Annotated in this window: 16 protein-coding genes; 8 read left to right on the plus strand and 8 right to left on the minus strand. The window is 73.4% G+C overall.

All coding sequences use genetic code 11. The features are described from left to right. Positions 1-41 precede the first annotated feature (41 nt). On the plus strand, positions 42-1,022 hold the full coding sequence (locus tag ACIO5D_RS09015; protein ID WP_363604542.1) for an isocyanide synthase family protein: 981 nt from the start codon (positions 42-44) through the stop codon (positions 1,020-1,022). On the opposite strand, the gene ACIO5D_RS09020 is transcribed toward ACIO5D_RS09015, so the two are convergent. Genes ACIO5D_RS09020 through ACIO5D_RS09030 form a run of 3 tightly spaced genes read right to left on the minus strand, consistent with a single transcriptional unit; the run spans position 1,004 to position 3,984 of the window. Continuing rightward, on the minus strand, positions 1,004-1,819 hold the full coding sequence (locus ACIO5D_RS09020) for an ABC transporter ATP-binding protein (protein WP_400649845.1): 816 nt from the start codon (positions 1,817-1,819) through the stop codon (positions 1,004-1,006). The two genes, ACIO5D_RS09015 and ACIO5D_RS09020, sit on opposite strands and share 19 nt — an antisense overlap. Continuing rightward, a complete protein-coding gene (locus ACIO5D_RS09025; RefSeq protein WP_363604539.1) occupies positions 1,816-2,895 on the minus strand; it encodes an iron ABC transporter permease in 1,080 nt (359 codons plus the stop codon). Before ACIO5D_RS09025 ends, ACIO5D_RS09020 begins: the two co-directional genes overlap by 4 nt. Positions 2,896-2,898: 3 nt before the next feature. After that, positions 2,899-3,984 (minus strand): ABC transporter substrate-binding protein, encoded by a 1,086-nt coding sequence (locus tag ACIO5D_RS09030; RefSeq protein ID WP_400649849.1) that lies wholly within the window; start codon positions 3,982-3,984, stop codon positions 2,899-2,901. A 222-nt stretch (positions 3,985-4,206) separates the two neighbouring features. Between ACIO5D_RS09030 and ACIO5D_RS09035 the strand changes: the two genes are divergently transcribed. Next, positions 4,207-4,971, plus strand: coding sequence for a helical backbone metal receptor (locus ACIO5D_RS09035; protein ID WP_400794448.1), 765 nt, complete (start codon positions 4,207-4,209; stop codon positions 4,969-4,971). Positions 4,972-4,981: 10 nt separating this feature from the next. Here ACIO5D_RS09035 and ACIO5D_RS09040 read toward each other — a convergent pair whose 3' ends face one another. Continuing rightward, a complete protein-coding gene (locus tag ACIO5D_RS09040; RefSeq protein WP_400649852.1) occupies positions 4,982-5,980 on the minus strand; it encodes an LD-carboxypeptidase in 999 nt (332 codons plus the stop codon). Between the two features lie 247 nt (positions 5,981-6,227). Here ACIO5D_RS09040 and ACIO5D_RS09045 point away from each other — a divergent pair, with 247 nt between their 5' ends. Beyond that, the gene (locus ACIO5D_RS09045) at positions 6,228-7,211 is read left to right on the plus strand and encodes a transglycosylase SLT domain-containing protein (protein WP_400794450.1); all 984 of its coding nucleotides are present in this window, start codon (positions 6,228-6,230) and stop codon (positions 7,209-7,211) included. Between the two features lie 162 nt (positions 7,212-7,373). On the opposite strand, the gene ACIO5D_RS09050 is transcribed toward ACIO5D_RS09045, so the two are convergent. The 4 genes from ACIO5D_RS09050 to ACIO5D_RS09065 form a co-directional block, all read right to left on the minus strand. Further along, entirely contained in the window at positions 7,374-9,812 is a 2,439-nt protein-coding gene (locus ACIO5D_RS09050) for a hypothetical protein (protein WP_400794452.1), read from the minus strand. 184 nt (positions 9,813-9,996) lie between these two features. After that, positions 9,997-12,348 (minus strand): hypothetical protein, encoded by a 2,352-nt coding sequence (locus ACIO5D_RS09055; RefSeq protein WP_400794454.1) that lies wholly within the window; start codon positions 12,346-12,348, stop codon positions 9,997-9,999. 204 nt (positions 12,349-12,552) lie between these two features. Further along, positions 12,553-14,097 (minus strand): lipase maturation factor family protein, encoded by a 1,545-nt coding sequence (locus ACIO5D_RS09060; RefSeq protein ID WP_400794689.1) that lies wholly within the window; start codon positions 14,095-14,097, stop codon positions 12,553-12,555. Positions 14,098-14,432: 335 nt separating this feature from the next. Further along, positions 14,433-15,491, minus strand: coding sequence for a GAF domain-containing protein (locus ACIO5D_RS09065; RefSeq protein ID WP_363604527.1), 1,059 nt, complete (start codon positions 15,489-15,491; stop codon positions 14,433-14,435). Between the two features lie 421 nt (positions 15,492-15,912). Between ACIO5D_RS09065 and ACIO5D_RS09070 the strand changes: the two genes are divergently transcribed. The 5 genes from ACIO5D_RS09070 (at position 15,913) to ACIO5D_RS09090 (ending at position 21,131) form a co-directional block, all read left to right on the plus strand. Further along, positions 15,913-17,193, plus strand: coding sequence for an acyl-CoA dehydrogenase family protein (locus ACIO5D_RS09070; protein ID WP_363604611.1), 1,281 nt, complete (start codon positions 15,913-15,915; stop codon positions 17,191-17,193). A 399-nt stretch (positions 17,194-17,592) separates the two neighbouring features. Continuing rightward, on the plus strand, positions 17,593-19,656 hold the full coding sequence (locus ACIO5D_RS09075; RefSeq protein ID WP_400794456.1) for a sensor histidine kinase: 2,064 nt from the start codon (positions 17,593-17,595) through the stop codon (positions 19,654-19,656). Further along, on the plus strand, positions 19,656-20,087 hold the full coding sequence (locus ACIO5D_RS09080; RefSeq protein WP_400649864.1) for a roadblock/LC7 domain-containing protein: 432 nt from the start codon (positions 19,656-19,658) through the stop codon (positions 20,085-20,087). Before ACIO5D_RS09075 ends, ACIO5D_RS09080 begins: the two co-directional genes overlap by 1 nt. Beyond that, a complete protein-coding gene (locus tag ACIO5D_RS09085; protein ID WP_363604523.1) occupies positions 20,084-20,464 on the plus strand; it encodes a DUF742 domain-containing protein in 381 nt (126 codons plus the stop codon). The genes ACIO5D_RS09080 and ACIO5D_RS09085 overlap by 4 nt, the downstream gene beginning before the upstream one ends. A 94-nt stretch (positions 20,465-20,558) precedes the next feature. Continuing rightward, positions 20,559-21,131, plus strand: coding sequence for an ATP/GTP-binding protein (locus ACIO5D_RS09090; protein ID WP_363604522.1), 573 nt, complete (start codon positions 20,559-20,561; stop codon positions 21,129-21,131). Positions 21,132-21,162: the final 31 nt, after the last annotated feature.

The raw sequence follows: 21,162 nt of genomic DNA on the forward strand, positions 1-21,162 counted from the left end.
GCCTGCCCCGAAGCCCGTAACCCATTCCGTGGAGGACCACCATGCCGCCCGCCGGCACCGTTATCACCGACACCCAGTCCGCCAGCACCACCGGCCCCGTCACGGACCCGCAGTCCGTGGAGCGGCTCTGCGACGAGATCCTCGACCTGCTGCTGCCGCACCGCCGGGCCTCCGACCCCGAGGTCGACGCCACGCCCGCCGACTTCCCGCTCCAGCGGGAGCAATTGGCGGACTTCATCACCTCCGGCGACCCGATCCTGTTCACCCTGCCCGGCTTCCCGTGCAAGTCGCCCAACCTCGCCAAGGTGCTCAGCCACCTGCCCGACGAGGGCGAGCGCCTCTCGCTCACCTTCCTGAACGGGCTCTGCGAGGAGATCGGCAAGCTCTACGAGCCCGGCGCTCAGATACTCATCTGCTCCGACGGGCACATCTTCGGCGATCTGATCCACGTTCCCGACGACCACATCGACCAGTATTCCGACGAACTGACCGCGATGATCGAGCGCGAGGGCCTGAACCACCTCGCCACCTTCGACCTGCGGGCCGTCCTCGGCGACCTGCCGTTCGACGAGAAGCGCGCCCGGGTGCACGCCAAGTACGCGCCCACCAAGGAGGAGCTGCGCGAGCAGGTGCTCACCGACGAGGAGACCGCCCGCCTCTACCGCGGGATCACCCGGTTCCTCACCGAGGACACCTTCGGCTTCGAGGGCACCAAGTCCGCCCTGCAGCGGGACTGCCGCCAGCGCGCCTACGGCGTCATCCAGCGCAGCCGCGCCTGGGGCGACCTGATCGCCGAGCATCACCCCCGCTCCTTCCGCCTCTCCATCCACCCGCAGAAGGTCGGCGTGCTGAAGTTCGGCATCCGGCTGCTGGAGGCCGCCGACGTCTGGATGACGCCGTGGCACTCCTCGGTGCTCCACCAGCCGGACGGCCGCTGGGAGCTGCTGCGCAGCGAGGAGGCCGCGAAGGTCGGCCGCCTGGTCGAGCGCAACGGCCGCCCCAGTCACTTCGAGACCTCCTGACGGTGGCCGGCCGGCGCTGAGGCGCCGGCGGGCGTGCGGTGGTCGAACGCGATCAACGGGTCACCGGTGAGCGGATGTTCGACCACCGCCGCCCGCACGCCGAACACCTCGGCGAGCAGGTCGGCGGTCAGCACGTCACGCGGCACCCCGGACGCCACCAGGGTGCCGCGGTGCAGTACGTGCAGCCGGTCGCAGACCGAGGCCGCCGCGTTGAGGTCGTGCAGCGCGATCAGCGTGGTGCGGCGCTGTTCGCGCAGCAGGGTGAGGAGTTCCACCTGGTGGCGGACGTCCAGGTGGTTGGTCGGCTCGTCCAGCACCAGGACGTCCGGCTGCTGGGCCAGCGCCCGGGCCAGCAGCACGCGCTGGCGCTCGCCGCCGGACAGCTGGGCGAACTGACAGGACGCCGACTCCGTCATGCCGACCCGCACCAGCGCCTCGGCGACCACCCGGTGGTCCTCGGCGTCGTCCGCGGCGAACGCCCGCTTGTACGGGGTGCGGCCCATCGCCACCACCTCGCGGACGGTCAACTCGAAGTCCCCGCCGCGCTCCTGGGGCAGCGCGGCGATGTGCCGGGCGGACTCCGCGGGGGTGAGCTCGGCGAGCTCCCGGCCGGCCAGCAGCACCCGGCCGGCGCTCGGCCGCAGATGCCGGTAGACCGTGCGGAGCAGACTGGACTTGCCGCTGCCGTTGGGGCCGACCAGACCGGCGATCTCCCCCTCCTTGGCGACCAGGTGGACGCCCGCCACCACCGTCCGCCCGGACAGGGTGACGCTCAGATCCTCGACCGCGATCCTCAACTTCGCTCCAGACGTCGGTCCAGCAGGTAGAGCAGGGTGGGCGCGCCGAGCAGGGCGGTGACCACGCCGATCGGGAGCTCCTGGGTGTCCAGCGCGGTGCGGGCGATGGTGTCGACCACCACCAGCAGCACCGCCCCGGTGAGGGCCGAGAGCGGCAGCAGCCGGCGGTGGTCGCCGCCGACCAGCAGCCGGCAGACGTGCGGCACCATCAGGCCGACGAAACCGATCGCGCCCGAGACCGCGACCAGGACGCCGGTCAGCACACTGGTGACAACGAAGATCTCGCGGCGCAGCCGGGTGACGTCCACGCCGAGCCCGGCCGCCGTCTCGTCGCCCATCAGCATGGCGTTCAGCCCCCGGGCGCGGGCCTGGAGCAAGGCCAGACCGAGGGCCACCGCGATGGCGGGGACGGCGAGTTGGCCCCAGACCGCGCCGCTGAGACTGCCCATCAGCCAGAACAGCACGCCCCTGGTCTGCTGTTCGTCGCTGGTCTGCAGCACCAGGTAGCTGGTGAAGCCGGTGAGGAACTGGCCGATACCGATGCCGGCCAGCACCAGGCGCAGCGGGGAGAAGCCGCCGCCGCGCCTGGCCAGGACCCAGACCAGGGAGAACGCGGCCAGTGCGCCGGCGAAGGCGGCGAGCGAGACGGTCAGGCCGATGGCGCTGCCGAAGTTCATCTCCAGGCCGAGCGAGGTGCCGAGGACGATCACCGCGACCGCGCCGAGCGAGGCCCCGGAGGAGATGCCGAGCAGATAGGGGTCGGCGAGCGGGTTGCGGACCAGGGCCTGGACGGCGGTGCCGACCAGGCCCAGGCCCGCCCCGACCATCGCCGCCAACAGGGCACGGGGGACGCGCAGTTGCCAGACGATGAGGTCCCGGGTGCCGGCCTCGGGCGCGCGTCCGGTGAGCCGGTGGGCGACCACCGACCAGACCTCGCCGGGCGGGATGTCCACCGACCCGAAGGACACCGCGGCGGTCAGCGCGAGGACCAGCGCGACGGCGAGCCCGGCGGCCAGCGGACCGGCCCGCAGGGTCCGCGCCCGGCTCCTCTTCTCGGTCAGGGCGGCCGTGGTCACCTGCTACTGCCCGTTCTTGACGAGGGTCGGATGGACGGTGGCGGCGATCTGCCGGACGGTGTCGGCGTCGCGCACCCCCGCGATGGTGGTGACCTCGGAGCCGATCCGCAGGAAGCGGCCGTCCTTGACCGCCTTCAGCCCCTGGGTGGCGGGGAAGCCTCTCAGGAAGGCCTCCGCGTCGGCGAAGGCCTTGCGGTTGTCCTCCTCGCTGCCCCGGTTGCGCACCGCGAGCTGGATCCAGTCCGGGTTCTTGGCCACCACGTCCTCCCAGGAGACCTGCTTGAAGTCGGCGTCGCAGTCGGCGAAGACGTTGCGCGCGCCGGCCAGGGTGATCACCGCGTTGGCGACCTGCCGGCCGCAGACGGCGACGGGCTGCTTGACGCCGCCGTCGAAGTCGAAGAGGAAGTAGCCGGGCCGCTGGTCGTCGGGGACGCCGGCGGTCGCGGTCCGCACCTCGCCGATCTGCTTCTCCATCCCGGCCACCAACTCCTCGGCCCGGGCGGCGGTCCCGGTCACGGCGCCGAGCCGGCGGATGTCGTTCTCCACCTCGGCGAGGTCGGTGCGCGGGCCCTTGGCGGCCTTCGGCGTGCCGGCGCAGGCGGTGGAGAGGAGGACGACGTGCTTGATGCCCGCCGCCGTGAACTCCTCCTCGCTCGGCCCGGCGCCCGCGCCGCCCATCATCGGCATCGACCCGAAGGTGTCGACGTAGAGGTCGGCGCCGGAGCCCAGCAGCTTCTCCTTGGCGATCACCGTGTCCCCCAGGACCGGGACCTTTGCGCCCTGGTCGGCCAGGGCCGCCGGGAGGCTGCCCTTCCCCGGCGGGAACCCGGTACCGATCACCCGGTCGCCGACGCCGAGTTGCAGCAGCATCTCCAGGCCTGCGGCATTGCTGGTGACGATCTTCCGGGGGGCCTCCTTGACGACGGTCTCCTTGCCCGCGCAGTCCGCCACCTTCACCGGATACGCCCCCGCGGCCGCCGCCTGGCCGCCGGCCCCGCTCGCGGCGTCGCTCCCCCCACCACCGCTTCCGCAGGCCGTGGCGAACAGGGCTACGGCGGCCGCGATACCGCAGAACACGCGAGGGCGCATGACAACTCTCCTGGTCAATGGTCGTGCTCGGGCCCGTCCTACGAACCCGGACCAGGTAGTCGGCCCTTGTGCCCGCTCGGTTCCCGGGACTTTCCGGCGCAGCGCCGCACCGTGCGAAACGGCACGGTCTACGGTGATGGGATGGCCTCTCCCCCGGCTCCCTCGGCTCGCTCCACCCACTTCTTCCCCTCCGACCTCTTCGCTCCGGCGGACGATCTCGGTATGCCCGTTCGAGTCGGCCCCCACCCCGTCCGGCGGGTCGTCTCGCTGGTCCCGTCGCTCACCGAGGCCGTCGCCGTCACCGCGCCCGGGCTGCTGGTCGGCGCCACCGACTGGTGCTCGCACCCCGCCGGTCTCGCCGTCACCCGCGTCGGCGGCACCAAGAACCCCGACGTCGACCGGATCGCGGCGCTCGCCCCCGACCTCGTCCTCGCCAATGACGAGGAGAACCGCCGGCCCGACCTCGACGCCCTGCGCGCGGCCGGTCTCCCGGTCTGGGTCACCGACATCCGCACCCTCGACGGGGCCTTCCGCTCGCTCCACCGGCTCCTCACCACCGCCTGCGGCCTCCCGCGCCCGTCCTGGCTCGACGACGCCGAGGCCGCCTGGGCCACCGTCCTCCCCCGGCCGGTCCCGCTCCGTGCCGTCACCCCCGTCTGGCGCCGCCCCTGGATGGTGCTCGGCCGCGACACCTTCGCCGGTGACCTGCTCCGCCGCCTCGGCGTCCAGCTGATCCACGCCGACCACCCGGACCGCTACCCGGCCGTCCCGCTGCCCGAACTCCTCGCGTCGGAGCCGGAGTTGGTCGTGCTCCCCGACGAGCCCTATCACTTCACCGCCACCGACGGCCCCGAGGCGTTCCCCGGTGTCCCGGCGGCCCTGGTCAGCGGCCGCCATCTGACCTGGTACGGCCCGTCGCTGGCCGAGGCGCCGGGGGTGCTGGCGGCCCAGCTGGCGCGGGCGCTGCCCGGGGCGGCACCGGCCTGAGCCCCGGTGCTCAGGCCCGGACGACGGCCGGCTCGTCCAGGGCCAGCGTCCGGGCGGTGGCGTCGACGGTGGCCCTGATACCCAGCGGGAGCGGGAGGTTGGGGCCGGCGTGCCCGAAGTCGACCCCGCCGAGCACCGGCAGCTCCCGGTCGCCGACGACGTCGAGGACCACGTCCCTCAGGGTGGGCCGGCTGTCCCCGCAGCCGGCGGCCGGGACCTGGTGCGGCACGCCGACGACCATCGCGGCGACCCGGTCCAGAATTCCGGAGAGCCGCAGGGCCTGGAGGTCGTGCCAGACCCCCGACAGCGGGCGGTCCACCTCCTCCCAGAACAGCACCGCGCCGTCGAAGCGCTCGGGAGGCAGGGCGAACGGCGTCGCCTGGAGCGTCACCAGCCGGCCGAGCAGGCCGCCGACCAGTGGCCCAGACGCCCGGCCGGGCCGCCAGCACTCCCAGGGGGAGAGCGCGGTCAGGGTGCCCAGCGGTTCGGTGCCGGTCAGCAACCGGGCGTAGGTCCCGGTGAGTTCGGCCCGGTGGTCGCGGTGTCCTGCGGGCCCTGGGCGGTGCCAGGAGCCGCCGAGGCCGTAGGTGGCCATGTCCGCGTGGATGCCGGCCAGCCCGGTGCGCGCGTGGAGGGCGAGCAGGAGGAGGGAGAGGTCGCTGCAGCCGAGGATCGGCTTGGGGTCCGCCCGGACGGCGTCGAGGTCCAGCAGGTCCAGGTAGCCCACCGTCGCCTGTCCGCCGGTGTGCGCCACGATCGCCCGGACCTCCGGATCCCGGAGCAGGCCGTTGAGTTCCCCGGCCTGCTCGACGGGCGGCGCCGAGGCCCACCACCGGCGGCGGTCGACGGCCGTCAGCGTGCTCCGGCGGACCCGGAAGCCCATCGCCTCAAGGGTGGCCACACCGCGGTCGAGCAGGGGCACCGCCTCGGCCTCCAGCGGTCCGGCGGGCGCGGCCACCGCGACGAGGTCCCCCGGGGCCAGGGCACGGGGACGCAGAAGGTCGGGCACTGGAGAACTCCCTGGCTCTCGGCCGCGCGTCGGCCGGCACGGCTCGTCCGGCCGAGTCTCATCGCGCGGTCGCCTCCCGGCAAACGATTTTCACCCCGGGCTTCCCGCCGGGCCGGTGAACGGGCCGAACCCGCCTATCAGTCCGATGATCTGCTCGCCGTAAGATGACCGCCTCTCACCGGGCCGGCCGGTGACGACTGGGGGGTTGGATCGCATGCACCTGGGTGCTTCGCGTCGGGTACTGGTGATGGTGTCGGCTGCGGCGGTGTCGACGGCGCTGCTGACGGGCTGCGGCAGCAAGAAGGTCACCGACGAGGCCGGGGGGCCACCGAGCACACCGGCCGCCACCACCACGGAGACCTCGCCGTCCGCGGCCCCGACGGCCACCCCCTCCGACACGCCGACCGCGAGTACCGGCCCGAGCCCGACCGGCAGCCCGTCGCCGAGCACGAGCAGGTCGGCCAAGCCCAGCGCGACAACGAGCAGCGCGACGCCGAACGGCGCCAAGCCGAACAGCGCCAAGCCCTCCGCCCCGGTCGCGGAGAAGGCCCCCGCCCCCGTCGCGGCCGCGCCCGCGCCGACGGCCAAGCCCGGACCGGTCGCACCCCCGCCGCCGCCCGCGCCCGCGACCCCGCACGTCCCGCCGCTGCAGAGCAGTTGCAAGCCGAGCAAGCCCCAGCCCGACGAGCCGAAGGAGGCCGTGGCCGCGGCGCTCACCGCCGCCGCCGGCCAGCCCCGGGTGCTGAACCTCAGCAACGGCGGCACCGACAGGCTCCCGGCACTGCCCGCCAACCTGGTCAGGGCGATCGCCTGGCAGGAGAGCGGCTGGCAGTCCGGCATCCTCGCCTGTGACGGCGGCATCGGCACCATGCAGATCATGCCCGCCACGGTGAGCTGGATGAACAGCAAGTTCGGGACGGCCTCCGACCCGAAGACCCTCGCCGGGAACGTCCAGCTGGGCACCCAGCTGCTCGACTGGCTGGTCGCCTACTACGGCGACTCCTCCTTCGGCGGGAAGTACGACCTCTCCCCCGACCCGGTCACCGGCAAGACGCCGCTGCTCGACCTGGTCATCGCCGCGTACAACGCGGGCGCGGGCAACGTGCACTACAACACCGTCACCGACCCGGTCACCGGCGAGACCGGCGGCAGCCTGGTCATCCCCAACCCCGGCTACGTCGCCAACGTCAAGGCCCTGATGTCCAGCGCCCCCTGGACCAAGACCGACTGAGCCGCGGTACGGGGCCCGCGGCCACGAGCGGCGACAACGGCGGCCCCGCAACAGACCGGCGGCCCCACCGGCGATGAAGCACGGTGGGGCCGCCGCGGTGCTGCGGGCCGGCGTCCTGCGGCCTCGGACATGACGTCGGCCCGAGGACGAGCCGTCCCGCGGTCAGCTGTCCCGCGGGGCCGAGCGCTCGGTGACGGCAGCGCGTCGGCGGGACCGGCGCCACAGGGCGCAGCCCAGGACGATCAGGCCGCTCCCGGCCAGGCCCGCGACGGCGGTCTCCGGACCGCTGCCGGTACTGGGGAGGACGGAGCCCTCGGCGTGGCCGGCGCCCGGACCGCCGGGGTGGCCGCCATCAGCGGGCGGGACGGCGTTCGGCCGGTCGTGACCGGGGTGACCGGGGTGACCGGGGTGGCTCGGGCAACCCGGGTGCCCGCCCTTGTGGTCGTGATCGGCCGGGCAGGGGGTGACGGTGACGGTGACCTCCGCCGGCGGACTCTCCACCGTCCCGCCCTGCGGGTCCAGAGCGGTCGCCCGGGCGCGGTTGGTGACCTTGCCGGCCTTCGCGTCGGCCTCGGTGACCTGGTACGTGCCGTGGCAGGTGGTGCTCTGGCCCGCGGCGAGGCTGGTCAGATCGCAGGTGACCTGCTGGACGCGGTCGTCGGTGACCGTGAGGCCCTGGAGTTCGGTGGTGCCGGTGTTGGTCACGGTGTAGGTGTAGTGGATCGTTTCGCCGGGCCGGACCGGGCCCTTCGTGTCGGCGTGCTTCTTCAGCTTCAGCCGCGACGCCCCTCTGATCGTGATCGTGGCGTCGACGGTCGGGGAGGTGACCGTGGTGCCGTTGGCGGTGCCGGTGGCGAAGGCGTGGTTGGTGACCTGGCCGGCCGCCGCGTCCGCCTCGGTCACCACATACGTGCCGTGACAGGTGGTGCCGGCCCCGGGGCTGCCCGCCGGTGCCAGCACGGTGGCGGCGCAGACGATCCCGGTGACCCTGTCGTCGGTCACCGTGACGGCGTCCAGCTGAACACCGCCGGTGTTGGTCACCAGGTAGGAGTAGGGCACGGTCTCCCCGACGGCGAACGGCTCGGGGGCGTCGACGTGCTTCTCCACCGTGATGCCCGGCGGAGTGACGATGGGCACGGTGGCCGAGGAGGGCGGCGAGGTGATCGGGGTGCCGTTGAAGGTGGCGGTGGCCTGGGCCGTGTTGGTGACGAAGCCGCGGGCCACGTCCTCGGCCGTGATGGTGTACGTCCCCGTACAGGTGACGGTCTCACCGGCCGCCAGCGTGCTGACCGGGCAGGTGATGGGGGTGACCAGCGGGTCGTTGACGGCCAGGTTGGTCACCGGGGAGGCACCCGCGTTGGTGACCACGAAGTCGTACGGGACGGGGGTACCCGGCACCAGCAGCCCGGGCAGCGGCTCGTGCGGGGTCTTGACCAGGCTCAGGGTGGGCAGCGGCTGCTCGGTGGTGATCGCCACGTTGCGGATCAGGTGGACGTCGGTGAAGGCGCCCGTCGACCCCGCGAACCCGAACTTGTACGTGGCGGGCACCGGCTCCGGAGCCGGCGTGGACAGCACCTGGTGCGGGCCGGTCCCGTCGTTGAAGTCGATGCCGACCGTCAGGACCGGGTGCGGGGCGGGCGTCAGATGGACGTTCACCCGACGCCGGGAGGGCTCCAGCGCGGTCTGCGCGTCCTGGGGCGTGACGCCCGGCGGCAGCGTGGTCAGCGGGCCCTGCAGCAGGCCCGGCAGCGTGGACGGCCACGGACCGGTGGTGGTGAAGTTGCTCGTCGTCGCCGTCAGGAAGCAGTACCCGAGCAGACCGTCCCCCGGCCCGCGGACGGTGACCATGTTGGCGCCCGGCGCGGGCACCCGGAACTGCGTACCGGCCGGCGAGCGCTGGGCGCAGCCGTTGCCGCGCTGCTCCCAGTCGCCGAAGTAGTTGCCCAGGACGTCGAGCCCGACCCCCAGGTAGCCGCGGTCGACGCCGGGCAGGAAGGCGAGGTTCGGGTCGTCGTTGGGCAGCTTCTGGGCATAGCCGAGGCTGCCGCCGAAAGCCCCCGGGTGGGTGAGGGACTCATCGCCGTCCACCAGGAAGAAGGAGATGCCGTCGGCCGGGGTGTTGGGCGTGGTGCTGCCGTACTGCCACTGGTCGAAGGTGACGTCCAGGCCGTTTCCGGCGGGGAGCGCCTGGTTGTAGAGGACGGCACCGCTCTGGTCGTTGCTGGAGTCGGTGACCCGGAGATAGCCGAACGGCGCCGCGTTGAGGGGCGGCACCGGCCCGGTCTCGGCAGCCGGGCACCCGCCGAGCGGATGGTTGCCCGGCCCGGGCGCGGCGGCGGCGGGGGCACCGGTCAGGCAGGCGGAGCCGACGGCCGTGAAGTCCGCGTCGGCGGTGGCCCCGGTGAAGGTCTCCTGAACCAGCGGCGTCCCGGTCGCCCTGACCCGTTCGGGGACGGCGGCGACCGCTTGTCGGGGGGCGGCCGCGGCCGGTGCGAGCTGACCGGTGAGGCCGACGCCGATCATTCCCAGCGTCACCGCTGCCGTCGCGAGGCGGACCGTACGGGCGTGGAGCCGCGACGGGCCGCTGTGTCTTCTTGTCATGGCAGCAATATGTATCCAGGCGACTACCCGCTGTCTCACCCGTGGCTGCCAGTCAGCTCATCGGCGCCCCCTCAGGAGTGGTACCACCGGACCCCGGGCGGGGGCCGGCCGGACGACGAGAACGCGAAAGGTGGCACCGCCGGACTAACCGGCGGTGCCACCCAGGATTCGACGGGGCCTGCGGTCAGCCCCTGGCGGCGGCGACCGCGGTCCCCAGCGCCTCCTTGATCCGCGGCCCCAGGCGGGCGAAGCCCAGCTCCTTCATCGCCGCCCGCAGCAACTCCTCGTCGCTGCGGTCGACGCCATCGCCGTCCAGCCACCGGACGACGGCCAGCAGTTCCTCCGCCGAGTAGGCGGTCACCGGGCGGCCCGGCGTGAAGTCCGGCTTCGCCGGCCGACCGGTGGCCGCAGGCTCGGGCTCAGCGGCGGCGGGCTCGGCCTCGACCTTAACGGCGGGGGCAGCCGACTCGACCTCAGCCACCGGCTCGGCAGCCGGCTCAGCAGCCTCGGGCACGACGGCCTCGGCCTCGACCGCCTCGGGTTCGACGACCGGCTCCGCCTCGACGACGTCAACCGAAGCGCCGGCCTCAACCTCAGCCACCTCAACAACAACCGGCTCGACAACCTCAGCCGCAACGGCCTGGACTTCGGCCACCACCACCGACTCGGCAGCCTCAACCCCAACCACCGGCTCCGCCTCGACGACGTCAACCGAAGCGCCGGCCTCAACCTCAGCCACCTCAACAACAACCGGCTCGACAACCTCAGCCACAACGCCCTCGGGCTCAGCCAGCTCGACCTCAGCCACCGGCTCGACAACCGACTCAACGGCCTCGGGCACGACGGCCTCGACCTCAGTCACAACGGCCTCGGGCTCAGCCGACTCGACCTCAGCCACCGGCTCGGCAGTCGACTCAGCAACCTCCGCCACCTCAGCCACAACGGCCTCGGGCTCAGCCAGCTCGACCTCAGCCACCGGCTCGACAACCGACTCAACGGCCTCGGACACAACGGCCTCGACGACCGGCTCCGCCTCCACGACGTCAACCGAGGCCCCGGCCTCAACCTCCGCCACCTCAGCCGCAACCGACTCGACGACCTCAGCCACCGGCTCGGCAGCCGACCCAGCGACCTCCGCCACCTCAACAACAACCGGCTCGGCCTCAGCCGCAACCGCCTCGGCCTCGGCCAGCTCGACCTCAGCCACCGGCTCGACAACCGACTCAACGGCCTCGGGCACCTCAGCCACCACGGCCTCGGGCTCGGGCTCGGCCGGAGTGGCCGACGCGGGCAGTACCAGGTCGTCGGCGGCGGGCGAGGGGGCCGGAAGAGTGACCACCCGGACCTGGGACTCGGCGGGCTCCTCGGCCGTCGGCTCGGCCTTCAGCTCAGCCGCCGGCTCGTCCGTCGCCGGAGCAGCGGCAGCCTCGGCCTCGGCTGCGGCGTCCGTCTCGGCCTCGGCTGCGGCGTCCGTCGCGACCTCGGCCCCGGCCTCGGCTTCGACCTTGATCTCCGTCTCGGCTTCGGCCTCGACCTCGGCCGCAGCCTCCGGCTCCGTGCCCGTCTCCGCGGCCGTGGCCAGCCCGTCCCGCTGGCCGCCGGCCAGGGCCTGGCGGGCGTTGTACGCGGCCTCGGCGGCGCGGCGGTCGGCGTGGGCGGCGGCGAGTTCGGTGAGGAGTTCGGTGAGCCCGGCCTCCTCCAGGGTGGTGCGCAGGGTGCGCAGGGTCGGGAGGCGGTAGAGGGTGCCCTCGTCCGCGGCGAGGCGGTCGACCAGGTCGATGAGGTCGGTGAACGACAGCCCGTCCAGGTCGTGGTCGGGCAGCAGGCGGGCGAGGCCGCCCAGGCCGCTGTTGATGGCCTCGAAGGCCTGGGCGGTGCGCTCGACCAGCGCGCCGTCGGCGGGCGGGACCGGCAGGGTGCCCTCGGAGGCGAGGACGGCCCAGGCGCGGCGCTCGACCTCGGCGGAGGCGAGCGCCTCGTGCAGGTCCTCGCGGCTGGGGCGGCGGGGGCCGGCGGCCAGGGCGGTGGCCTGCTTGCGCAGGGCGCGGGCGCGCAGCCAGGAGAGCTTGACGCCGCGCTCGCGGCGCCAGGTGCCGTCGGCGGTGGCGGCGGCGAGGGCGTCGAGGTCGGCCTCGTAGGCGGCGCCGACGAGGACGGTGGAGGTGCGGTGGACGCGCTGGAGGAGTTCGACGAGCAGCGCGGCCTTGGCCACGGTGTCCGGCTCCTCGAGCTTGGCTTCGGCGGCGAGCGCGGTGACGGCCTCCCAGGTCTGCTGGAGGTCGCGGCCGCGCAGTTCGGCGAGGGAGGTGGAGGCGGCGCGGGCGTCCTCCGGGGTGGCGACGGTGTCGACGGCCGCGTACCAGGCGTGGGTGTCGGCGGTGAGGCTGAAGGCGCCGAGCTCGGCGTACCGGCCGAGGTCCTCGCGGAGGTCGGGCTCTGCCGTGGCCTCCTGGCCGCGGGCCTGCTCCGGGTCCGTGGCGTCCTTGGCGGCTGCGTCGTCGGCGGCGTCGGCGTTGCGCGAGTGAAGCACTGTCATGTGAGGTCCGGTTCTGGGCGACTGCGGCGGGGCTGGCGGCGAGGGGAGGCGGACCGGGTGCGCACGGGGCCCCGACGGGAGGGGCTGGGGGCGCGCGGTCGGGCCGCCGGTTGTGGAGGCCCAGAATACGGGTGCCCGTTCGAGCCTTGCACGCACCCACCGCCCCACGGTCGGGTGTGGCGTGCCATACCGCCCGCGTGGCCGCTACTCGGGAGGGCCGGGCGGGTGGTGCGGCGCTGGGCCGGGCGAGTGGCCGCCCGGCCGCCGCAACCGGTCCACCGGCACGGTGCGGATCCGCCGTCCGAGCGGCGGGCGGTAGCCGGAACGGGTGAGGATGCCCAGGCTGACGGGCGCGAGGTATTCGTGCAGCGCCGTCCGGTGCCACCACGCGCCGGTTTCGCGCAGTTCGCGCCAATCGGTGAACCGGTAGAGATACAGGGTCGCCCGGACGTGGGTCGGTGGGGCGCCGGGGAAGGGGTTGTGGCGCAGCAGGCGCAGCGTGGCGGGGTCGTTGACCAGCAGGCGGGCGACGAACGGCAGGAACCAGGGCCGGGCGTAGGCGGGCGAGATCCCGGCGAACCACATCAGCCAGTCCAGCCGGAGGTGGTAGGGGGCGTACTGGCGTGGGAGGCGGCGCACGTCGCCGGGTTTGCCCTTGAAGCCGTACTCCTGCCACACCGTGTGCCGGGTGACGACCGGTTCGTCGGTGCCCTCGACCACCACCTCCTGGCGGATCCGGTTGATGCTGCCGAAGGCGCCGTAGGTGTTGACCAGGTGCAGGCGGTTGAAGGAGCGGTTCATGATCTGGCGGCGGGAGACCATGTTCCGCACCGGCCAGTAGCTGAGGACCGCGACGGCGGCGGTCAGCGCGATCACCAGGCCCTCGTACCAGCCGGGTGCGGCGCCGTACGGGCCGGGCCGGGCCGGGAGGCCGAGCCGGTGCGGGTCGACGGCGGCGAGGGCGAGGGTGATGGTCAGCCAGTTGAGCCAGGCGAAGTTGCCGGAGGCGACCAGCCACAGCTGGGTGAGGACGACGAGGCAGGCCGCGTAGGTGGCGATCGGCTGCGGGAGGAAGAGGCCGACCGGGACGACGAGCTGGGTGAGGTGGTTGGCGGCGGCCTCGACGCGGTGCAGCGGGGCCGGCAGGTGGTGGAAGAACCAGCTGAACGGGCCGGGCATCGGCTGGGTCTCGTGGTGGTACCGGAGGCAGGTGAGGTCGCGCCAGCAGCGGTCGCCGCGCAGTTTGATCAGGCCTGCGCCGAACTCGACCCGGAAGAGCAGCCAGCGCATCAGCCAGAGCACCGGGAGGGGCGGGGCGGTGTCCTCGTTGCCGAGGAAGGCGCCGAGGAAGCCGGCCTCCAGCAGCAGGGACTCCCAGCCGAAGGAGTACCAGGTCTGTCCGACGTTGACGATCGACAGGTAGAGCAGCCAGAGCACCGCCCAGAGCGGCACCGTCGCCCAGAGCGGGACGGCGTCCCCCAGTCCGCCGGCCAGGGCGGCGGCGAGGGCGGCTCCGGTCCAGGAGACGGCGGCGAAGAAGCGGTCGCTGTAGTGGAGGTGGAAGAGGCCGGGCGCCTGCCGGAACGGCACCCGGGCGGTGAAGCGCGGCACCGGCAGCATGCCGTCCGCGCCGATCAGGGCCCGGAACTGGGCGGCGGCGCCCAGGAAGCCGATCAGGTAGAGGGCGGCCAGCATCCGTTGCAGGAGCAGCCTGCTGAGCCAGTACTCGGGTGCGGCGAACCACTCCATGCGGCCCATGCCTACCATCGGCGGGCCGCGCGCGGGGCGTGCCCGGGGCTGCCTGCTCCGCCGGTTCACCCGCCTGGGCCCGGTCGGGTGAACCGGCGGGCCCGGCGGCAGGCCGGCCGGGCGGCGGGATGCCGGGGCGGCGGCGTGGCAGGACAGCGGCGTGACCGGGGGCAGTGTGGCCGGAAAACACGGCCCCCGCCCGGACGGCGAAGTGGCGGGGAGCCTCTCCTCGGGGGTGAGAGGCTCCCCGCCACGGTGTCGGCGGTAACTGCGGTGGGAGCGGCGGTGGTCGGCCGGGTGGTCGCCGGTCCGTCGCCACGGTGGTCGGTCAGGGCTCAGCCCGGCAGGACGAGTCCGGTCTCCCCGGCGGCGACGCCCGGACGGCCGGTGGTGGCGCCGTTCTGCTGGAGCCGGTCGACCAGCAGCGCGGCGAGCGTGCCCAGCTCCTCCTCCGTGCGGGACTGCGCGGTGACGTCCATGCCCACGGTGAGGACACCGTTGACCTGGCCGGTGCGCGCGGCCCGCAGCGGGGTGCAGGTGAAGCTGAAGATCTGCTGGCCCCGCTGGGCGTCCGGCCGGGCGGACTGGATCCGGACGTCGTTCAGGACGGTGGTCCGTCCGGTGCGGTAGGCCTCGGCGACGGCCTGCTGCAGGCCGGCCGCGCCGAGCTGCGGGTAGGCCTGGCCGACCGAGCCGTACGCCGCGGGGGCGCCGAAGGTGTCGGCGTGCTGGGCGTTGGCGTAGCGGATCTCCTGGCCGGGGCCGTCGGTGAGGATGATCGGGAACGGTGAGCCGTCGAAGGCCGCGAACATCTCCTGCTGCTGGGCGAGCAGGTTGTCGCGCAGCCGGATCTCGGAGAGCAGGGCCTCGGCGAGGTGCTGGATGTCGCGCAGCCGCTCGCGGCCCCACTGGCGGGGTTCGTGGTCGAGCACGCAGACGGTGCCGATGACGGTGTTGGTGTCGTCGACGAGCGGGGCGCCGAGGTAGGCGCGCACGCCCAGCTCGTCCACGACCGGGTTTCCGGCGAACCGGGGGTAGGCGAGGATGTCGTCCAGCGCGAGGGGGGAGCGCTGGGCGACGACGTGGGGGCAGAAGCCGTGGCTCATCGGCATCTGACGGGTCGGCAGGTCGAAGGCGATGCCTCGGTCGGCCCAGGAGGATCCTTCGGGTGCGACCTCGGCCGAACTTGGCGGAATGTAGAGCCCACGGAACATCTGGCGCTCGTCGTTGATGAAGTTGACCATCGCGATTGGGGCGCGGGTGATGCTGGCGGCCAGGTGAGCGAAGCGGTCGAAGGCCTCGTCCGCGGTCGGTTCGTTGAGACCCAGGCTGCGCAGCCTGCGGGTCCGCTCGGACTCACCGGCGGCACCCGGGAACTGGCCTTGAGTGCTCATCACATCAGTCATGGCGCACATGTAATCAGACATCCGACACGATCCGCGCTCCCGGCTCTCCGGTTCGGCCGTGCTGATGAACAGTCAAAGCCGCATGTGGACGGCGGCTTGGGCAGGTCGCGAAGTGAAGAAGGACCATTTCCCCGCCCCCCTGCGTTCCAATCCTCCCGGTGTTCGGTTGAAACGATTCACGCCAATCGAAGGTCAACTGTGGAGGCACCCGGGTCCCCATACGACAATGAGCCCTGCCGAAAACACGGATGGCGTCCCCCGGATGCCGCCCGAACTTCCGCACGCGCCCGGCTGCAACAGGACACCCGGCCGCCAGCACCCCGCCCCCACGTCCATTGGCGGACGAGCGGAATCGGCAGCACGGACGGAGGCACAACCACCCGCTGACCGAGAGGACCCACCCATGGCTATGGACTACTTCACCGACGAGCGGCACGAGAGCCTCCGAGCCGAGGTCCGGGAGTTCGCGGAGAAGGAAGTACGTCCGCAGGTGGCCAGAATGGAAGCCGACCGCGGAGTGGAGTTCGAGCTCTCCCGGGAGATCGCCCGCCGCGGCTGGATCGGCGTCACCATTCCGCGCGAGTTCGGCGGACTCGGTCTCGGCCACCTCGCCAAAACCGTGATCGTCGAGGAGCTCTCCCGGGTCAGCGGCGCGATGGGCGCGATGGCACAGGCCTCGCAGCTCGGAGTCGCCAAGGTCATCCACTACGGCTCCGACGCCCAACGGCGCCACTGGCTGCCGCGGTTCGCCTCCGGGGAGTCGCTGCCGACCATCGCCGTCACCGAGCCCGAGTCGGGCGGCCATGTGCTCGGCATGTCCGGCACCGCGCGGCGCGAGGGCGACGAGTACGTGCTCAACGGCCGCAAGTGGTTCGTCGGCAACTCGCACATCGGCGACGTGCACGGCGTGGTGCTGCGCACCGGCGAGGGCAGCCGGGGGCTCTCCGCGTTCCTGGTGGAGAGCGACCGCCCGGGTTTCCGGCCCGGCACCCTCGGCTCGCAGAGCGGACTGCACGGCTTCAGCTTCGGCGAACTCGTCTTCGAGGACTGCCGGATCCCCGCCGCCAACCGGCTGGGCGAGGAGAGCCAGGGCCTGGACGTCGCCTACTCCTCCTCCACGCTGTACGGGCGGCTGAACCTGGCCGCCGTCGCGCTCGGCATCCACCGGGCGATCGTCGAGGACACGGTGCGCTTCGCCGAGGGTCGCGCGCTCTACGGCAAGCCGCTCTCCCAACTGCCCAACATCGCACTGAAGCTGGGCGAGATGCAGTCCCGGCTGATGACCGCCAAGCTCTCCGCGTACCACGCCTCGCACCTGCTGGACCACGGCAAGGCCTGCGACGCCGAGCTGATGAACGCCAAGCTGATCAACACCGAGTACGCGCTGGACTCCGCACGCAACGCGATGGAGATCCACGCCGCCCGGGGCCTCCAGGCCGAGTTCCACATCGAGCGCTACCTGCGCGACGCCACCCACGTCTACCCGCCGGCCGGCACCTCGGACGTCCAGCGGCTTCGGCTCGGCCAGGTCGCCGCGGGCACCTACGGCAAGCAGTGGTCGGCCGAGCTGTCCGGCCCGGCCAGCTGGGCCTGGACCGAACTGGCCCAGCACGAGGCGGAGGTGGAGAGCGACGCCGAGCGCACGATGGAGCTGGAGGCCTCCGTGCTGCACATGCCGCTGGCGGGCTGAACGGGCCCGGTCCGGCCGGGCGTCGGCGTCGACGTACGGGGGTCGCGCCGGCGACGCACCGGCGATTGACCTGTTCCTGGCGGCTTTCCGGAGACCGGCCGCGGCCTCCGGAAAGCCGTCGGCGTTCCCGAAACCCTTTCCGACCTGTGACGATCCGCCATCCGGCGGTCTCCGGAGGGGCATCCGGCCCCGTCACCACCCGTTCACATATCGTCAGTTGATGTTGCGATCAGGGCACCTGGGGCTGGTAGCGTTCCTGCAGTCGGCGGGCCGTGCTGCACCCCGCACGGACGGTGACACCGCGTCAGTCCGTCCGGCAACCCCGGCCGTGGCGCCCTGAAGCCCCGGCCGGACCGCGCACGGGCCACCCCACCGTTCGGCCCTGCAACAAGGAATCAGATGCCAGGCATATCGGCCCCCCGCACGGGCCACCGCGCCGGCCGGTCCGGCTCCCTCCGCAGCTCGCTCCTCGCCCTCGCGCTGGTCCCCTGCCTGGGCCTGGCCGCCGCCTGGGGCTATGCGGCCTTCCTGCTGCGCGGCGCCGGACACCGCACGCCCCTGCTGGCCGTCAGCGCGGCCGTCGCCGTCGTCCTGCTCTGGAGCCTGGTCCACGGCGTGCGGGTCGCCCTGGCCCTGTCCGGCCGGCTGGCGGACCTGCGCACCGACACCCTCGCACTGGCCCGGCACGAGATCCCCGAGGTGGTCGGTCGGCTCCAGGCCGGCGAGTCCGTCCCGTCGCCGCCCGCCTGGGCCCCGCCCCGACGCTCCGGCGACGAGGTCCAGCAGACCGCCGACGGCCTCGCCGCCGTCCGGCAGGCCGCCGTCGCCGCCATCGTCCACCAGGCCCAGGGCCGCGAGGGGACGAAGAAGGTCTTCCTCAACATCGCCCGCCGCACCCAGATCCTGATCCACCGCCAGATCAGCATGCTGGACGCACTGGAGCGCGAGCACGAGGAACCGGAGCTGCTGCGCGAGCTGTTCGCGGTCGACCACCTGGCGACCCGGATGCGCCGCAACGCCGAGAACCTGGTCATCCTCGGCGGCGCCCTGCCCGCCCGGCGCTGGCGCAACGCCGTGCCGATGGTCAACGTGCTGCGCAGCGCCGTCTCGGAGACCGAGAACTACGCCCGGGTGGTCGTCCAGGGCGTGCCGCGCGCCTCGCTCAGCGGGCAGGCCGTCGCCGACGTCATCCACCTGATCGCCGAGCTGATCGAGAACGGCACCACCTTCTCCCCGCCGTACACCCAGGTGCAGGTCTCCGCGCAGGAGGTCCCCAAGGGCCTGGCCGTCGAGGTCGAGGACCGCGGCCTCGGCATGAGCGAGGAGGAGTACGAGCGGCTCAACGACTACCTGGCCAACCCGCCCGAGCTGGACGTCTCCGCGCTCGGCGACGACCTGCGGCTCGGCCTCTTCGTGGTGGCGCGGCTCGCCGCCCGGCACGACATCCAGGTCACGCTGCGCCCCTCCCCCTACGGCGGCACCCGGGCCGTGGTGCTCGTGCCCGCCGTCCTGCTGGAGCAGGCGGAGCAGTCGGCGTCGGTGCCCGGCCTGCCGACCGGCGCCCGGGTCACCCGGACACCGGTGCCGGAGGAGGCCGCGGACGGCGGGTCGGCGGAGGAGGCCCACGCCGAACTGTCGGGCGCGCTGGCCGGGGTACTCGGCGGGCTGCTGGGCAACGGGCCGGGCGCGGCGCCGGGCGCCGGCCCGAACCAGCCGGGCCAGGCTCCCGGGCAGGTGCCCGCTCATGCGTCGGGTCGGGAGTCCGGTCATGCGTCCGGTCATGCGTCCGGCCATGCGCCGGGTCGGGCACCGCGTCAGGCGTCCGGTGACGGCGACAGCAGTGTGATCATCGGAGAACTTCTGGCCCAGTACCCCATCGACAGCGGACGGGCCGACGGGGAGCCCGCCAACGGCGGTCTGCCGGTGGGCTCCCCGATCCCCGGGCTGCCCGGCGCCGTGGTCGTGCCCCGGCCCGTGCTGCCCCGGCCGTACGACGGCCTGACCGACGAGCCGGCGGCCGGCCTCCCCGGCGGCCCTCCGCCGGACGGCCGGCACGACGACCTGCCGACGAGCCACCCCGCCGACCGTCGCACGCCCAGCCACCGGCGTGCCCCGGAGGCCCCCGTGGAGCACGGCCCGGACGGCGAGCTGCGTACCCCGCGCATCCTGCCGCAGCGGGTGCGCAACGCCAGCCTCGCCGAGCAGCTGCGCGAGGCCAACGCGCCCGGCGCCATGCCGCCGCCGCCGGCCGTCGCCCCGGCCGCACCAACGGCCGGTCCGTACGGCACCCCGGCTCCGGCTCCCGGCGGCTCGGCCGAGGACCTCTCCCCGCAGCGGTCCCGCGCCACCATGGCCGCCATCCAGCGCGGCACCCGAACCGCCCGTGCGGCGGCCCCCGACTCGGACGCACCGGCCGCTCCCCCCGCACCGGCCGCACCTTCCGCAGCTAAGGACGAGCAGTGATGACGCAGCACACCGAAACCCCGCGCGACCTCAACTGGCTGCTGGACCAGCTGGTGGCCCGGGTACCCGAGACCCGGCACGCCATCGTCCTCTCCGAGGACGGCCTGCTGGTCGGCCTCTCCCAGGGCCTGGACCGCGCCGATGCCGAACACCTGTCGGCCGTCGCCTCCGGCCTGCAGAGCCTCGCCCGCGGCGCCGGCCACCGCTTCAACGGCGGCCGGGTCCGGCAGACGGTGATCGAGATGGACCAGCTGTTCCTGTTCGTCACCACCGCCGGGCAGGGTGCCCGGCTCGCCGTCCTCACCAGCGAACTGGTCGACGCGGGCCTGATGGCGTACGAGATCAACGTGCTGGTCAAGCAGGTCGGCCAGTACCTCACCGCGGCGCCGCGCAGCGACGCCGGCCAGGTCGGCGCGGGCGGCGGTGCGTGACCGCCGGCGCCGAGGAGGCCTGGTTCTTCGACAAGGACGCCGGCCATCTGGTCCGCCCCTACGCCATCACCAACGGGCGGACCGGCCCGGTCCGTGACGGCTTCGCACTGATCACCCTGGTGGTCACCGCGGACCCGCTCACGGACACCGCCCGGCTGACGCCGGAGCCGGCCGCGATCATCGACCTGTGCCGCGAACGCCCGCTGGCCGTGGCCGAGATCGCGGCCAGCCTCGACCTGCCGGTGAGCGTCGTCAAGGTGCTGCTGGACGATCTGGCCGAGGCGCGGCTGATCCTCACCCGGGCGCCGGTCCAGCTCGCCGAGGCACCGGACCTCTCGCTGATCCAGGCCGTGATCGAGGGCGTCCGCCGGCTCTGACCGGCGGCCCCGCCCTGCTCGGCCCCTCACGGCCGTCGCCGCACGCCGGTGGCCGTTCTCTTCTTACCTTCAGTTCTCTTTCAGGAGACCCGAATTGACGTCCCAGAGCCTGGTGCCGGGCGCGGTCAAGATCCTTGTCGCCGGTGGCTTCGGCGTCGGCAAGACCACCATGGTCGGCTCGGTCAGCGAGATCGAACCGCTGCAGACCGAGGAGCGGATGACCCGCGCCAGCATCGGGGTCGACAGCCTCGACGGTGTCCAGGGCAAGTCCACCACCACCGTGGCGATGGACTTCGGCCGGATCACCATCCGCGAGGACCTGGTGCTCTATCTCTTCGGCACGCCGGGCCAGTTCCGGTTCTGGTTCATGTGGGACGACCTCGCCCTGGGCGCGCTCGGCGCGATCGTGCTGGCCGACACCCGGCGGCTCGAATCCAGCTTCGCCGCCGTGGACTTCTTCGAGCAGCGCGGCATCCCGTTCGCCATAGGGGTCAACTGCTTCCACGGCCGCCGCGACTGCGCGCCCGAGGACGTCCGCCGCGCCCTCGACCTGGACGCGACCGTGCCGGTCGTGCTCTGCGACGTCCGCGAGCGGGCCTCCAGCAAGGAGTTGCTGCTCGCCCTCCTCGACCGGGTGCACCGGGACGCCCTCGCCGGGCGGCGCTGAGGACCGCCCCGACCACGATCTGGGCTGCCCC

It is taken from the genome of Kitasatospora sp. NPDC087315 (assembly GCF_044744345.1).
In the GTDB taxonomy this organism is placed as follows: Bacteria; Actinomycetota; Actinomycetes; order Streptomycetales; family Streptomycetaceae; genus Kitasatospora.

Bases quoted from the DNA above. Each gene is read 5' to 3' on its own strand.
- ACIO5D_RS09030 (WP_400649849.1), bottom strand. From the start codon at position 3,984: ATGCGCCCTCGCGTGTTCTGCGGTATCGCGGCCGCCGTAGCCCTGTTC.
- ACIO5D_RS09015 (WP_363604542.1), top strand. From the start codon at position 42: ATGCCGCCCGCCGGCACCGTTATCACCGACACCCAGTCCGCCAGCACC.
- ACIO5D_RS09035 (WP_400794448.1), top strand. From the start codon at position 4,207: ATGCCCGTTCGAGTCGGCCCCCACCCCGTCCGGCGGGTCGTCTCGCTG.
- ACIO5D_RS09060 (WP_400794689.1), bottom strand. From the start codon at position 14,097: ATGGAGTGGTTCGCCGCACCCGAGTACTGGCTCAGCAGGCTGCTCCTG.
- ACIO5D_RS09055 (WP_400794454.1), bottom strand. From the start codon at position 12,348: ATGACAGTGCTTCACTCGCGCAACGCCGACGCCGCCGACGACGCAGCC.
- ACIO5D_RS09080 (WP_400649864.1), top strand. From the start codon at position 19,656: ATGACGCAGCACACCGAAACCCCGCGCGACCTCAACTGGCTGCTGGAC.
- ACIO5D_RS09075 (WP_400794456.1), top strand. From the start codon at position 17,593: ATGCCAGGCATATCGGCCCCCCGCACGGGCCACCGCGCCGGCCGGTCC.
- ACIO5D_RS09065 (WP_363604527.1), bottom strand. From the start codon at position 15,491: ATGAGCACTCAAGGCCAGTTCCCGGGTGCCGCCGGTGAGTCCGAGCGG.
- ACIO5D_RS09070 (WP_363604611.1), top strand. From the start codon at position 15,913: ATGGACTACTTCACCGACGAGCGGCACGAGAGCCTCCGAGCCGAGGTC.
- ACIO5D_RS09045 (WP_400794450.1), top strand. From the start codon at position 6,228: ATGGTGTCGGCTGCGGCGGTGTCGACGGCGCTGCTGACGGGCTGCGGC.
- ACIO5D_RS09050 (WP_400794452.1), bottom strand. From the start codon at position 9,812: ATGACAAGAAGACACAGCGGCCCGTCGCGGCTCCACGCCCGTACGGTC.